We start from the raw sequence: 15,509 nt of genomic DNA on the forward strand, positions 1-15,509 counted from the left end.
AATAATATGACGCTAGTAATATTTTGTCGCAATTTTTTTTTGCTGCCGATCGTCAGGTGTTTATTTCAGCCATCGTGCGGGGGTGTCACCGGTCATCGCTTTGAAGAAGGCGATGAAAGCGCTATCGCTGGCAAACCCCAGTTCGAATGCGCAATAGCCGAGGTTGCGCCCAATGGCGAGCAACTCCATGGCGCGCATCAACCGCCACTGTTGGCGCCATTGCTGGTAGTTCATCCCGGTTTCACGCTGGAAAATTCGACCGATAGTGCGGGCGCTGGCGCCGATTTTTTGCTCCAGCACTTGCAGTTCCGGCGGCAATTGTTCGGGAGTGGAGAGCAACGCCGATAAGCGCTGGTCCCGGGGCAGCGGCAAGAGCATTGGTTGCTGGGCCGCTTCTGCGATCTCGCTCAGGCACAGACCCAACAGATGGGCGAATTTACCGTGCTGCCAGTCGGTATCGAAAGCGGCTGTCGCCATCGGCTCAAGCACGGCGCGCAGCAAAGGACTGACTTCAATTACACACACCTGTTGCGGCAAGTCGTTGCAGCATTCCGGGAACAGGTAGATCGAGCGGTAATCGACGCTTTGCTGCATCACCGCACGGTGGCTGACACCGGGAGGAATCCATGCCGCACGCGACGGCGGCAGCAGGCATAACTGCTGCGCCAAAGTGATGCGGGTGCAACCCTGCCGGGTATACAGCAACTGCCCACGATGATGCCGGTGCAGGCCGGAGTCGTGATCACCAAGGGTCGCGGCGATGCCGATGACCGGCGCAGCAAAGGCATCCGCATCAAAAGACGTATGAGCATCGAGCCAGGCCATGGTTTGTCCGATATCAAGGATAAGTTGTCAGAGTTTGGATAATACGTCAGACGCTGCTTATTAAACTCCTCAACGGTTTGATTGAGGGGTAACAGAGAGATGAACAACCGGAAATTATTGCTGCTGGGCATCGCGCTGCTGATGTTCCCGCAGATCGCGCAAACCTTGTTCAGCCCTGCGCTCGGCGATATTGGCCGGGCATTTAATGTCAGTCCGCAGGCAGCGGCGCAGACACTGTCCGTGTATTTCCTCGCGTTTGCCTTTGGCGTGGTGACGTGGGGGCGAGTGTGCGACCGGATCGGTCGGCGTCCGACCATGCTCTTCGGGCTGGCGCTCTACGCGGCGGCGTGCGTTATCGGTCTGTGCGTCAACAGTTTCAACGGTTTGTTGATGGCGCAAGCGCTCGCGGCATTTGGTGCGGCGGTGGGATCGGTGGTCACGCAAACGGTGTTGCGCGATCGCTTTCAGGGACGCGAACTGGCTCAGGTATTTTCGCTGGCGGGTATGGCGTTGGCGGCCAGTCCGGCAATTGGCCTGTTCAGCGGTGCGAGCCTGGTGCAAGGCTTCGGCTATCGCGGCGTGCTCGGTGCACTGGTGCTGCTGGCCGTGGTTTTGTGGTTCTGGAGTTGGTGGGTGTTGCCGGAAACCCGCCCGACAACATTGCGTGCAATCGGGCTGTTCGAAACGCTCGGGCGCATGTTGGGTGATCGCGGGATCTGGCGTTCTGCGCTGTGGGTAGCGTGTTTCAACATTGCGTTGTTCAGTTATTACAGCCTCGCACCGTTCATCTTCGAGCGGCTCTGCCTGAGTCAATCCTGGTTCGGCTACAGCGGTGTGGCACTGGCGTTGGGCTCAGGTTTTGGAGCGTGGATCAACAAACGTTTACTGCTCCGGGGTTACAGCGCATTGCAGCTGATTCGGCTCGGCGCATTGACCGGATTGCTCGGTGGAGTTGGCGTGTGGCTGACTCAAGGCAGTATCGCGTTTGTACTGCCGATGTTGCTGGTGGTGTTGGCTTTCGGCATGGCGATTCCGAATATTCTCGGTTCGGCATTGGTGAATTACGCGGATCGGTTGGGGACGGCCGGCGCGTTATTGGGCCTGCTTTACTACCTGATGATCGGTGCCGGATTGATGCTCGCGGCCTGGACTCAAGCCCTCGGGGAAACCCTTATGGCGTGTTGTGCACTGGCGTTCTTGTTGACGATGACCACAAGAAAATCAAATGTTTAAGAAGTGTAAGCGCTGTAGGAAGCGTCTTGCATTTGTGTAGGAAGGCTCTGACTATCACGATTATTGATGAGATGGCATCACGCCATCTGATGGTCGAAAGGATGTTGAGTGCCGTATTCGTTTTGCGCTGTGATCCGTCGTTGTGCCACGCGTTGCCCGCTGTTGTCGGCCTTTGTGTTGAGTGTCTGTGCGTTCTCGATTGAAGCTGCCGAACCTGTCGCGCCGGGCCAGGAAGTGCTGCGCCAGCAGCAACAGCAGCAGCGTGATCTGCAACAGTTGCAGCTTGAGCAAAGAAAGCGGCAACTGGAACGCGGCGCGTTCGGGCCGGCGCCGGTCACCCCGGTTATTCCTGAAACCGTTACCCCCGACGAGCGTTGCTGGCCGCTAAGTGGCACGCGCATTGGCGGCGTGACGCTGATCGACAGCGACAAACTCAACGCACGGATCAAACCGTTGCTCGCGCCGTGCATGGGCGTCGGCCAGATCAATCATCTGCTGGCGACCATCACCGCGATTTACGTCGAGAAGGGTTATATCGCCAGTCGTCCGTACGTGAGCAGTGCGCCAGCGGCGGGGCAGTCGCTGGATATCGTGGTCGACGAAGGCTACATCGAGTCGATCGAACTGGCCGATCAGAGTTTGCCGGTTTCGCTCGGCGGCGCATTTCCCGGGATGCTCGGCGCGCCGTTGAACCTGCGTGATCTGGAACAAGGTCTGGATCAATTGAACCGCTTGCGCTCGATTGATCTGACCGCCGACATCGCCCCCGGCAGCCAGCCCGGCGCGTCGCGGATCATCCTGCGTTCCCGTACCAGCGGCCAGTCGCGCTGGGCCTTGGGACTGGGCGCCGACAACCTCGGCAGCGCCAGCACCGGGCGTGATCGCGACACCGTCAGCCTGAGTCTTGATAGCCCGCTGGAGCTCAACGACCTGTTGAGCCTCAGCGCCAGCGACACGCTCAATCACGGCGACCGTTACAGCCGCAATGCCAGCCTGTATTACGCGATTCCTTACGGTTACTGGACGTACAGCGTGTTCGCCAGTCACGCCGAATATCGCGCGCCGTTCAAATTGCCCAGCGTGACCTTTCACAGCACCGGCACCACCGATCAACTCAGTCTGCGCGCCGACCGCGTGTTGTGGCGTGACCAGAGCCGCCAGCTCAGCGCCAACCTGCAACTGGCGCACAAAGATGTCGACAGCTATCTGGAAAACGTCCGCTTGGGCATTCAGAGCCCGACCCTGACCGTGGCCGAGGCTGGACTTAATCTGTTCTGGCTCGACCGCGCGGTGTGGAACCTCGATTTCAATTACGCCCAAGGCCTGCGCTGGCTGGGCGCCGACGACGACAGCGCGCACCAGATCAACAACTTGCCCAAGGCGCAGTTTCGCAAATACCGCGCCGGTCTCAGCCAGTGGCGCAACGGCCAGTTCGGTGCGCAGGTCTGGCAGTGGCAGAGCCAGCTCAATCTGCAATACAGCCCCGACCCGCTGCCGGTCATCGAACAACTGCTCGGCACCGACGATTCTGCGGTGCGCGGCTATCGCGTCAGCAGTGTTTCCGGTGCCAGCGGCGCGATCTGGCGCAACACTTTGCGCCTGCCGCTGCGTACTGAATGGCCGGTGCAGATCACCCCGCGTGTCGGCCTCGACCACGGCTGGATCAAAGCCGATCACGGCGCACAAGGCCAACGCCTGAGTGGCGCCAGCATCGGCCTGAATCTGGGCTGGAAGAATCTGCAAGTGGACGTCGATTACCAACGCAGCCTCGACACCCCCCGCGGTTTGCAGCACGAGCCAGAAACGTGGCTGATGCGAGTGGGGCTACAGATATGAAATGTGCAGATTTGAATCAAGTGAACAACCAGCCGCTGGATCTGAGCGCGACAGCCGCGGCCTTCATCCCAACGCGCAGCGTGATGCCGTACTTACATGGAGAGTGACTTATGCCAGTGAACACCTTTGCGTTTCATCTTTCCCCTCGGGGCAAACTGCGCTGGGCAATTGCCAGCCTGTTCTTCGCCGTACACCTGCCGAGCGCTTTGGCCGGCGGTGTGGTGGTTGCTCCCGGGCCTGGCGGCACCGCGCAATTACAGACGCAGGGCGGCGTGCCGATCGTTAACATCGTCGCGCCGAACGGCTCGGGCCTGTCGCACAACCAGTTCCTCGATTACAACGTCGACCGTCAGGGCCTGGTGCTGAACAACGCCTTGCAGGGCGGACAGTCGCAACTTGCCGGACAACTGGCTGCCAACCCGCAATTGCAGGGGCAGGCCGCGAGCGTGATCCTCAACGAAGTGATCAGCCGCAACGCCTCCTCAATCAACGGCGCCCAGGAAATCTTCGGACGCGCCGCCGATTACGTGTTGGCCAACCCCAACGGTATTTCGGTTAACGGCGGCAGTTTCATCAACACGCCAAATGCCAATCTGGTGGTCGGTCGTCCGGAACTCAACGACGGCAAACTGCAAGCGCTGAGCACCCGCGACGCGACCGGTCAGTTGCAGATTCAGAGCGGCGGCCTGCGCAACGGTGAGGGCTCGATCAACCTGATCGCCCCACGCATCGACAGTCAGGGCGCGCTCAATGCCCGCGATCAATTGAACCTCACGGTCGGGCGCAATCAAGTGGACTACGCCAGTGGTCAGGTGAAAACCGTTGACCCGGCAGGCCACACCATCGATCAACGCATCGACGCCAGCCTGTTCGGCGCGATGCAGGCCGGGCGTATCAACATCGTCAGCACCGCCGAAGGTGCGGGCGTGCGGGTGGGGCCGGTGCAAGTTGCCGGGCGCGACGGCGTGCAGATTCGTTCTGCCGGCGACCTCAGCGTCAGCGGTCAGGCAGTGCCCGACAGCCTCGACGTGACCCGTGCCAGTATTCGCAGCAGTCAGGGCGACGTCGGTCTGCACAGCGGCAAGGATTTGACCCTGGCCGCGACCGATGTCAGTGGCCGCGATGTCAGCGTCAATGCCAAGCGCAACCTGACGCTGACCACCGTCGAGAGCCGCAAGCTCCAGGAAAAACGCGAAAACTGGAACAACAGCACCATCGGTATCACTTGGGAAACCTATGACCGTACCGAGACTGACAGCGACTCGCGCCAGCACGGCAGCCAGATCGTCGCCAGCCGTGACGTCAAACTGTCGTCCGGCAAAGACACTGAACTGAAGGCCGCCAAGGTCGAAGCAGCGAAGAATCTCGACGTGCAAAGCGGCGGCGATCTGCGTCTGACCGCTGCCACCGAAAGCCACACCAAGACCGATCAGGGCAACCATCGCAAGCACTTGTGGAAAGCCAACTGGAACACCAGCAGCGAAGAGCAGCGCAGTGTTACCAGCCAGTTGAAGGGCGGCAATATCGCCCTGCAAACCGCCGCGTTGCTGCGCTCCGAAGGTGCTGAATTGAACAGCGCCGGTGATCTGCAACTGGCCGGCAAGCAAGTGGAAATCACCACCGCCACGCGCACCAATCGCAGCAGCGATAACAGCTACTCCGGTGATCTGGTCGGCGGCGGGTTCTTCGGTAAAACCGGGGATGCCGACAAAGGCCAGACTCAGCATCAGGGCAGCAAAATCAACGCCACCGGCAAACTCATCGTCAAGGCTGACGACGTGCGCATCAGCGGCAGTCAGGTGCGCGGCGGCACTGACGCCAGCGTGATCAGCGATAAAGGTTCGCTGATCATCGACGGCGTGCAGGACACTTCGCACAGCAACAACCACGACAAGGACAGCAAGTTCTTCGGCATCAGCAAGGACGAGTCGCGCCAGAACAGCAAGGACAGCACCACGGTGCGCAGCGAGCTGGTGTCGGACAGCAACCTCAAGCTCAAGAGCGCCAAAGACATTGAAGTGGCCGGCTCGACGGTCAAGGCTGGCGGTGCGTTGAATGCCGATGCGGCCGGGGATGTGAACGTGCATTCGGCACAGAACAGCCATGACAGCAGCGACAGCACGCAGACGCGTGGTTTCGATGCCTACGCCAAAGAAAATACGCCTGAGCAATATCGCGCCGGGATTCATTACGAAGACAAACAGCAGACCGTCACCAGCAACGACGTCACCCAGCAAGGCTCCAGCCTGAGTGGCGGCAGCGTGCAAGTAAAAGCTGGCGGCGACCTGACGATCAAGGGCGCGGACGTGAAGTCCACTGCTGGCGATACCACGCTGAGCGGCAAAAACGTCTCGCTGCTGGCTGAAGAAAACAGCCACAAGACCTCGACCGACAAGAGCAGCACCGGCGGCGGTTTCTACTACACCGGCGGTCTTGACCGTGCGGGCAGTGGCGTTGATTTCGCTCACAGCACCTCGCAAGACACCACCAGCAAAACCACCGCGCAAACCACGGGTGTGCAAAGCAGCGGCGGCCTGACGATCAATGCCGACAAGCTCAGCACCGAAGGCGCACAACTCAAGGCCGGCAACGGTCTGAATGTGGTCGCCAACGAGATCGACAACCGCGCAGCGAGCAACACCGACAGCAGCACTCACACCGAGAGCAACTGGTCGGCGGACATCGGTGCCAACGTCGAATACAAAGACATCGCCCGGCCCATTGCCGGTGCGGTCAAAGACGTCCTCGGCGGCAAGATTCCGGACAAGGATGCACTGGGCAATCTCGGCCAGCCGAACGTCGGCATCGACGTCGCGGTCGGTCACGGTAGCGCGAGCAAAACCGAGCAAAACAGTAACGCCGTGGTCAGCCGTTTTGATGGCGGCACTGTGGACGTGAAGGCCAATGGCACGCTGCACGACCAAGGCACGCAGTACAACGCCAGCGCCGGCAAAGTGAACATCAGCGCCGATCAACTGGTGGCCGATGCCGCGAGCAACACCCACAGCAGCAGCGACAGCGCCACCGACGCCAAGGTCGATGTGCGCGTCTACACCAAAACCGGTGAGGACGTGAACGTCGCCGGCAGCGGCGCGGGCGGCAGCAGTCAGACTCGCAAGGATTCGTCCACTGCAGTGGTCGGTGGTTATACCGGTAGCCAAGGCGTCAACATCAATGTGGCGGGCAATGCGCAGTTCGAAGGCAGTCGTTTCGATGGCGGTCAAGGCGCGGTCAACGTCAAGACTGGCGGCGATCTGGCGTTGAATCAGGCCAACGATCGCCAGAGCAGCGACGGCTCCAGCCTGCGTGGCAATGCTTCGTTGACGGTCGGCACCTTGCCGGGCACCGACGGCACCAATGTCGATCTCGGCGCCGGGTTCCAGCTCGATCACACTGGCAAGCAGACCAGCGATAGCCAAGCCCATGTCGCGAGCATTCAGGGCAATGGCGTGCAATTGAGCAGCGGCGGCAATCAGATCCAGCAAGGCACGAAAATCGACAGCACTGGCGGTATCGATCTGCACGCCGACGGCAAGCTCGATCTGCAAGCGGCCACCGACACGCATACCGCCACCGGCAGCAATCTCGGCGGTGGCTTGAAGGGTGGCGGCAGCAAATCCAGCAGCGAGAAGAGCCGTGATCAGGGTGGCAATCTCAGCGGTAACTTCAACATCGGTCGGGTTAATGAAAACTCGCAGACTCTGAACGGTGGTCAGCTCAACGCTCAGGGCGCGGTTGCTTTGAGCGGTGATTCTGTGCGCCTGCAAGGCACACAGGTCAGCGCACTTAACGTCAGCATCGGTGCACAGAAGGGCGGTTATGTGCAGGAGTCGGCGCAATCTACCGATAGCCGTAACAACTGGAACCTTGCACTGAACGCTGGCGGCAACCTGAGCAGCAAAACCCCAACGGCTGCTGATGAAAAAGCCAGCAGCGACCACGGTTTCAACGCCGGGGCCAAGGTTGGCGTGGATTACCTGCAAGGCACCACGCAGCAGAACAGCCAGATCAAGGCTGACACTGTGGTGCTCAACAGCGCAGGTGATGCTCAACTGTCGGGTGCTCGGATCGACGCGAAAAATGTCAGCGGCAAAGTCGCGGGTGACTTGACCGTCGAAAGCCGTCAGGACACTTCCAGTCAAGCCAAGGTCGATGTCGACCTGAGCCTGACTGCGAAGAAAAATCCACCGGACGACAAGCAGAAACTCGCCGGCACCGACTACAAGCCAACGCTGAAAGTCGACGGAGAATACACGCACAAGGACAGCGTCGCACAAGCCTCCGGGATCAGCGGCAGCCAGGGTGTGAACCTCAACGTCGGTGGCGCCACGCAACTGACGGGCGCACGGATCTCTTCGACAGAAGGCAAGGTTGATCTTGGTGATTCGAAGGTCAGCAGCACCGACCTGACCAGCCGCAATTACGGGGTAAAAGCCGGACTGGACCTGCCGCAGAAAACCGAAGAAAACGCACCGAAGGTTTCCCTTGAGAACGGCAACCTGAAAGTCGGCCCAGTGACTCTAAGCGGTCATCTCGACAGCCAGACCCTGCAAGCAGGCATCGACGAAAAAGGCTAAAACACCGTAAAACCCCTGTAGGAGCTGCCGCAGGCTGCGATCTTTTGATCTTGAAACAGCAAGGTCAAAAGATCGCAGCCTGCGGCAGCTCCTGCATGGAACGTGCGCTTGTCTCTCACCTTATGCACCAAGGAATGATTTGCCGGGCTTAATAGGAAGCATTACTATTCGCGCCCCTTTCCTCAGCGTGCCGCAATGATCCCCATGCTGCCCCGCAGACCCGGCTTTTTCGAGCATTACGAAGAGTTGATCGGCACCTGGACCCGCCGCCTGCGCAATCGCTCGCAGGCCGAGGATCTGGCGCACGACACCTTTGTGCGGGTGCTCGAATCTGATTCGACGGCGGTGCAGCAACCTCGGGCGTATTTGCATCAGACCGCGCGCAATATCGCGGTCGACGGTTATCGGCGTGAGGATCGACGGGGTGCCATGGAGTCGGAGGCGATCGATCACAGTGAGTCGTCAACCGGCGACCCGGAGCATTACATGCATGCGATCCAGCTGGCCGATTCCATCGAGCGGGCGCTCGCGGAACTGCCGGTCAATTGCCGACGGATTTTCGTCTGGCAGAAGATCGAGGGGCTGACTCAGGCGGAAATCGCTGAGCGCCTCGGGCTGTCCAAGAACATGGTCGAAAAGTATATGATCCGCACCCTGCGGCATTTACGTGACCGTCTCGACGGCTTGCAGTCATGAGTGCTCGCAGCTTTTCATCCCCGGCCAAACAGGACATTCCATGATGGAACCTCGTGATTGCGCGTGCGGGCAAACAACGGTGCGCGATGAAGCGGCACGCTGGTTTGTGCGTTTGCAGGAGCCGGCCATCAGTGTCGACGAGCAGCAGCGCTTCGATGCCTGGCTGAGTGAACATCCGCAGCACCGTGACGAATTCCAGTTGCTGCAAGGCTTGTGGACGGCGGCTGATCTGCTGCCGGTGCCACGCTTGAAAGCCTTGTGTGAAACCCCGCCAGACCGCCGCAAACGCCGGCCGCTGGTGCGTTATGCCGTAGCCGCCAGTGCGTTGGCTGTGGCGCTCGGCCTGGGTTTGTTCAGTGGTTTGAACCACCCCGATGGCTACAGCGCCGAGTTCGCCACCGCGCTCGGCGAGCGCAAGCATGTGGCGTTGCCGGACGGCTCGGTGATCGATCTCAACAGTCGCAGCCGTTTGCAGGTGCGCTATGAAAAGGATCGCCGGGTCATCGAGTTGACCGAGGGCGAGGCGATGTTCAACGTCGAGCACGATACTGCCCGACCGTTCGTGGTCGAGGCCGGCAGCGGCAAGGTCACGGTCACCGGCACCCGTTTCGATGTGCGCCGCGATGTCACCCAGACCCGGGTCGCGGTGGAGCAGGGCACGGTGAAAGTGCAGGGCCGGAATGCACCGGACAACCAGTTCATCAGCCTGACCGCCGGCCTCGGAACGCATGTCGATGCGCAGGGCGTGGTGGCGACGGCTTACGCAGTCAATCCGACAGAACTGACTGCATGGCGCGGCGGCAAACTGGTGTTCAACAACGCCAGTCTCAGTGAAGTGGTCGAGGAAGTTTCGCGTTATCGCGACAAGCCGCTGACGGTCACCAACCCGAGCGTAGCCAGTCTGCGCCTGACCAGCGTGTTCAAATCCGACAACACCGACGCCTTGCTCAAGGCCTTGCCAAACATCCTGCCGGTGGCGATTCGCACGCTTGCCGACGGCAGTCAGGAAATAATTTCAAAATAAAATTCAGGTTTTTTTCGAGTTCGTCGTCTTCCTGTTCAACTGCAACTGGTTTGCATTAACAGCCGCACACTCTTGCGATCCACAGGACTACGTACGACGTGAAAAACACCTCTGCCAACAACAAAAAATCCCCTTGGTTACCGCTGGCACTCGCGCTGGCGGTCAACGCTGCGATGCCGCTGGCATACGCTGCCGACGCCATTCATATCCGCGCCCAGCCACTGGGTCAGGCGCTGAGTGAGCTGGGTCAGCAGACTTCGCTGCAAGTGTTTTTCAGTCCGGATCTGGTTGCCGGCAAACAGGCCCCGGCAGTCGACGGCAACCTGTCGCCGGAACAGGCCCTGCGCCAATTGCTGCAGGGCAGTGGTCTGGAATATCAGATCGATGAAGGCTCGGTGACCCTCACGCCAGCCCCGACTTCCGCAACCAATGGCCCGCTGGAACTGGGCGTGACCGACATCAAAGTGGTCGGCGACTGGCTCGGTGACGCCAACGCCGCCGTGGTGCAGAACCATCCCGGCGCCCGCACAGTGATCCGCCGCGAAGCGATGGTCGAGCAGGGCGCGATGAACGTCAGCGACGTGCTCAAGCGCGTGCCGGGTGTGCAGGTGCAGGATTCCAACGGCACTGGCGGCAGCGATATTTCGCTGAACGTCGGCGTGCGCGGTCTGACTTCGCGCCTGTCGCCACGCTCCACGGTGTTGATCGACGGCGTACCGGCAGCCTTCGCGCCGTATGGTCAGCCGCAGCTGTCGATGGCACCGATTTCTTCCGGCAACCTCGACAGCATCGACGTGGTACGCGGTGCCGGCTCGGTGCGTTATGGGCCGCAGAACGTCGGCGGGGTGATCAACTTCGTGACCCGGGCGATCCCGGAAAAAGCCACCGGTGAAATCGGCACCACACTGGAAACCTCGCGCTACGGCGGCTGGAAACACATCGACACCGCATTCCTCGGTGGCACCGCCGATAACGGCATGGGCGTGGCGTTGTTGTACTCCGGGGTCAACGGCAACGGTTACCGCGAGCGCAACAACAGCAACGACATCGACGACGTGATCCTCAAGACCCACTGGGCACCGACCGATCAGGACGATTTCAGTCTCAATTTTCACTACTACGATGCCAGCGCCGACATGCCCGGCGGCCTGACGCAGAAGCAATATGACGACAAGCCGTACGAGTCCGACCGCGACTACGACAACTTCAGCGGTCGTCGCAAAGACGTGTCGTTCAAGTGGTCCCGGCAGATCGACGACCGCACTCAGGCGGAAGTGCTGACCTACTACTCCGACAGTTTCCGTGGCAGCACGATTGCCGCCCGCGACCAGAAAACCCTCAGTTCCTATCCGCGTACCTACTACACCTTCGGCATTGAACCGCGGGTGTCCCATGTGTTCGATGTCGGTCCGACCACGCAGGAAGTCAGCGTCGGTTATCGGTACCTCAAGGAAGGCATGCATGAAGAGGCCAGCCGTCTCGCGTTGGTGAACAATCAGCCGGTGGTGACCAAGTCTTCCGACGGCCATGTCTATCAGGATCGCACTGGCGGAACTGAAGCCAATGCGTTCTATGTCGACAACAAGATTGATGTCGGCAACTGGACCATCACCCCGGGTATCCGCTTCGAAGACATCAGCACCGAGTGGCATGACCGCCCGGTGCTCGACACCTCGGGTAAACCGGTTCAGGAAAAGCGTCGCAGCATCGACAGCAACGAACCGCTACCGGCGTTGAGCGTGATGTATCACATGTCCGACGCGTGGAAACTGTTTGCCAACTACGAAACCTCGTTCGGCGCCTTGCAGTACTTTCAGCTGGGGCAGGGCGGCTCGGGTGACCAGACCGCCAACGGCCTGAACCCGGAAAAGGCCAAGACTTACGAGATCGGTACGCGCTACAACGATGACGTGTGGGGCGGCGAAGTGACGCTGTTCTACATCGACTTCGACGATGAGCTGCAATACATCAGCAACGACGTGGGCTGGACCAATCTCGGCGCGACCAAGCACCAGGGGATCGAAGCATCAGTGCATTACGACATGGCCGCGCTTGATCCACGCCTCGACGGCCTGAGCGCCAACGCTGGTATCACTTACACCCGCGCTGTTTACGAAGGCGAGATTCCGGGCTTCAAGGGCCGCGATCTGCCGTTCTATTCGCGTCAGGTGGCCACGGCGGGTCTGCGTTATGACATCAATCGCTGGACTTACAACGTCGATGCTTTCGCTCAGTCGAAACAGCGTTCGCCGGGCACCGGGGTCAACGCTGATGGCAGTTTCAATGGCAACTACATCACCGACGGTACGGCGGACGGGCAGTACGGCGACATTCCGGGTTACGTGACCTGGAACGTGCGCGGCGGGTATGACTTCGGTGCGCAGTTGTCGAATCTGAAGCTCGGCGCCGGGGTGAAAAACGTCTTCGACAAGCAGTACTTCACCCGCTCCAGCGACAACAACTCGGGTATGTACGTCGGTGCGCCACGCACGTTCTTTGTGCAGGCCAGCGTTGGTTTCTGACAGACCGAGGTGACCCATCGCGAGCAGGCTCACTCCCACAGGTTCAGTGTGATCCCTGTAGGAGTGAGCCTGCTCGCGATGCTTTTTAGACTTTCAAAACTTTCCCGCCGATGGCCACCGCCACCAGCAGCACCGCCATCAAGCCGAAGGCGAAACTCAAACTGCTGGCATGCGCGACAAAACCGATCACCGCCGGGCCCGCGAGAATCCCCGCATAACCGAGCGTAGTGATCGCCGGCACCGCGATGCTTTCCGGCATCACCGTTTGTTTGCCGACAGCGGTGTAAAGCACCGGCACGATGTTCGAACACCCGGCGCCAACCAGCGCATAACCGAGCAGCGAGGCCTGCCAGCTTGGGGCGAAGGTTGCCAGAAACAGACCAGCCGCTGCCGTCAGACCGCCAAACAAAATGATCCGCGTGGCGCCCAGCTTGCGGACAATCCGGTCACCCAGCAAACGGCCCACCGTCATGGTCAGGGCAAATGCCGCGTAACCCAGTCCCGCATAGGCCGGGGCGATTCCGCGTTCCTCGGTCAAAAACACTGCACTCCAGTCCAGCGCCGCGCCTTCGGTGAGGAATACGATGAAGCACATCCCGCCAATGAACAGCACGATGCCATGGGGAATCGCGAACGCCGGGCCCGAGCTTTCGCTGCCGTAAGGCAACATGTGTGGCACGGCTTTGAACAGCGCCGCGATCAGCACAACGACCACCACCAGCATTGCCGTCAGCGGTGTCAACCCAAGGCCGAGCAGGGCGCTGACGCCCGCCGCGCCGACAATCCCGCCGAGGCTGAACAAACCGTGAAACCCCGACATCATGTTCTTGCCGCTGGCCCGCTCGACGATCACTGCTTGCAGGTTCACCGTCGAATCCACGGTGCCGAGCCCGGCGCCGAACATGAACAACGTGGCGATCAACGCCGGGATCGACGACACCGTCGCCAGCAACGGCAACGCCGCGCAGATCAGCAAGGTGCCACCGGTCGCGACCCGACGACAGCCGAAACGCGTGGCGAGAATCCCCGCCAGCGGCATCGCCAGAATCGAACCAACCCCCAGACATAACAGCAACAGGCCTAGCGTGCCTTCATCCAGTCCGGCCCGTGCTTTTGCGTACGGCACTAACGGCGCCCACGCCGCGATACCCAGCCCGGCGATGAAAAAAGCGATGCGCGTGGAGATCTGTTGCAGGCGTCCGGGGACGAAAGTGTCTTGGGAGTTGAGGCTGGTCATATCGATCCTTGGCAAAAAACGTCGCGTCCCCGAATGACAATGAGCGTGCGTCGAGGTTCGCTCGCAGCGGTTGCTGATTCGGTTCAGTGACCTATCGTTGCACAGCTTTTCTGTGGGAGCGAGCCTGCTCGCGAAAGCGCTATGTCTTCCAGCGTCAATGTCGGCTGTCACTCCGTCTTCGCGAGCAGGCTCGCTCCCACAGGGGATTGCGTTTTACAGTGGGGTCTTCGAGGAATTTTGAAAAGGGCTGGTTGATGACGCAGTTCTACGATGCACGGGGCAATATCTACGGGGTGATTTCGCCTCAGGCGTTACGTGACGCGGGAATTGATTTACCGGCTATCGCTGCCGAGTGCGCGTTGTCGCGTCTGGCGTGGAGTGATGCGGCAGTGGCGCTCTGTTGCGACTGGCCTGAAGGCCAGCGCCCGCCCAACGGCAAACACCATCGCAGTGATGGTCTGCTGATCGGGCCGTTTCAGGACGAGGCTCCATTCGATCTGCTGATCGTCAATACCGACGGCACCCTCGCCGAACGCAGTGGCAACGGTTTGACGATCTTTTCCCAGGCCTTGCTTGAGCAAGGATTGATGCCGCAGGAAGGTGCGTTGCTGCGGGTGCATCACGACAAAAGCGATACACAATCGCCGAGTGAAACCTCGGTCAAACCGGCTTCGGTCGATGGTGTGCAGGGCTTCTGGCTCGACCTCGGTCAGCCCGGATTTGGTCCGTCGGCGGTGGCGGCTCACGGCGTTGAAACAGTGCCGTTCAATGGCCGCGAAGTCAGCCGGGTGCAACCTCTGGCGCAACTGAATCCGGCCTGGACTCACAGTCAGTTTGTGCGGGTTGGCAATCCGCATTGCGTGACGCTGGTCGCTGAGATTACGGCGCTGCCGAGTAATGAGCAAATGCGCGAAGCACCGCTGGCCGAAGGTTTGACCAGCATCGCCTACGCCATGCCGACCGGCGCAGGTCAGCCATGCCCGGCGGGCGTCAATCTGCAATGGGCGATGCTCGAAACGCCGAATCGCCTGCAAGCTCGCGTGTTCGAACGCGGCGAAGGCCCGACCGAGTCCTCCGGCACTAGCGCCAGCGCAGTGGCTTGCGCGGCATGGCGGGTGGGCTGGGTCGAGGCTGGCGAAGTACACGTCGTCATGCCCGGTGGTACCGCGCCGGTTTTGCTCGAAGCAGTGCAAGGTGAGTTGGTGCGCGTCAGATTGTTCGGTACGGCGCGGTTGATGGGCTGAATTCAAAACCGCTATCGCGAGCAGGCTCGCTCCCACAGGTTTTGTGAGCAGCCTCAAATCATCTGCACAACACCAATCACTGTGGGAGCTGGCCTGCCAGCGAAAGCGGTGTGTCAGGCTCCAGATGTGTTGACTGACACCACGCTATCGCGAGCAGGCTCGCTCCCACAGGTTTTGTGAGCAGCCTCAAATCATCTGCACAACACCAATCACTGTGGGAGCTGGCCTGCCAGCGAAAGCGGTGTGTCAGGCTCCAGATGTGTTGACTGACACCACGCTATCGCGAGCAGGCTCGCTCCCACAGGTTTTGTGAGA

At 60.4% G+C, this 15,509-nt stretch carries 9 protein-coding genes; 7 read left to right on the top strand and 2 right to left on the bottom strand.

What is annotated here, in order from left to right:
* Nucleotides 1-60: 60 nt before the first annotated feature.
* Nucleotides 61-825, bottom strand: coding sequence for an AraC family transcriptional regulator (locus ACIOZM_RS05790; protein ID WP_401210574.1), 765 nt, complete (start codon nt 823-825; stop codon nt 61-63).
* 99 nt (nt 826-924) lie between these two features.
* On the opposite strand from ACIOZM_RS05790, the gene ACIOZM_RS05795 reads away from it, so the two are divergent.
* The 6 genes from ACIOZM_RS05795 to ACIOZM_RS05820 all read left to right on the top strand — a co-directional run bounded on the left by ACIOZM_RS05795 (nt 925) and on the right by ACIOZM_RS05820 (nt 12,713).
* Nucleotides 925-2,058: an MFS transporter gene (locus ACIOZM_RS05795; RefSeq protein WP_401210577.1), complete on the top strand. Its 1,134-nt coding sequence runs from the start codon at nt 925-927 to the stop codon at nt 2,056-2,058.
* Between the two features lie 108 nt (nt 2,059-2,166).
* Nucleotides 2,167-3,894, top strand: a complete 1,728-nt coding sequence (locus ACIOZM_RS05800; RefSeq protein WP_401210581.1) for a ShlB/FhaC/HecB family hemolysin secretion/activation protein — start codon at nt 2,167-2,169, stop codon at nt 3,892-3,894.
* 110 nt (nt 3,895-4,004) lie between these two features.
* Complete coding sequence (locus tag ACIOZM_RS05805) at nt 4,005-8,471, top strand: hemagglutinin repeat-containing protein (RefSeq protein ID WP_401210583.1); 4,467 nt, start codon at nt 4,005-4,007, stop codon at nt 8,469-8,471.
* Nucleotides 8,472-8,666: 195 nt separating this feature from the next.
* Nucleotides 8,667-9,167 carry a sigma-70 family RNA polymerase sigma factor gene (locus tag ACIOZM_RS05810; protein ID WP_401210586.1) on the top strand — a complete coding sequence of 167 codons (501 nt, stop codon included), beginning with the start codon at nt 8,667-8,669 and terminating at the stop codon, nt 9,165-9,167.
* 40 nt (nt 9,168-9,207) lie between these two features.
* Nucleotides 9,208-10,191: a FecR family protein gene (locus tag ACIOZM_RS05815; RefSeq protein ID WP_401210589.1), complete on the top strand. Its 984-nt coding sequence runs from the start codon at nt 9,208-9,210 to the stop codon at nt 10,189-10,191.
* Nucleotides 10,192-10,289: 98 nt separating this feature from the next.
* Nucleotides 10,290-12,713 (top strand): TonB-dependent siderophore receptor, encoded by a 2,424-nt coding sequence (locus tag ACIOZM_RS05820; RefSeq protein WP_401210592.1) that lies wholly within the window; start codon nt 10,290-10,292, stop codon nt 12,711-12,713.
* Between the two features lie 85 nt (nt 12,714-12,798).
* Here ACIOZM_RS05820 and ACIOZM_RS05825 read toward each other — a convergent pair whose 3' ends face one another.
* Nucleotides 12,799-13,950, bottom strand: a complete 1,152-nt coding sequence (locus tag ACIOZM_RS05825) for an MFS transporter (protein ID WP_401210594.1) — start codon at nt 13,948-13,950, stop codon at nt 12,799-12,801.
* Between the two features lie 254 nt (nt 13,951-14,204).
* Between ACIOZM_RS05825 and ACIOZM_RS05830 the strand changes: the two genes are divergently transcribed.
* Nucleotides 14,205-15,194 (top strand): diaminopimelate epimerase, encoded by a 990-nt coding sequence (locus ACIOZM_RS05830; protein WP_401210596.1) that lies wholly within the window; start codon nt 14,205-14,207, stop codon nt 15,192-15,194.
* Nucleotides 15,195-15,509: the final 315 nt, after the last annotated feature.

This window comes from Pseudomonas sp. NPDC087346 (assembly GCF_044744235.1).
Taxonomy (GTDB): Bacteria; Pseudomonadota; Gammaproteobacteria; order Pseudomonadales; family Pseudomonadaceae; genus Aquipseudomonas.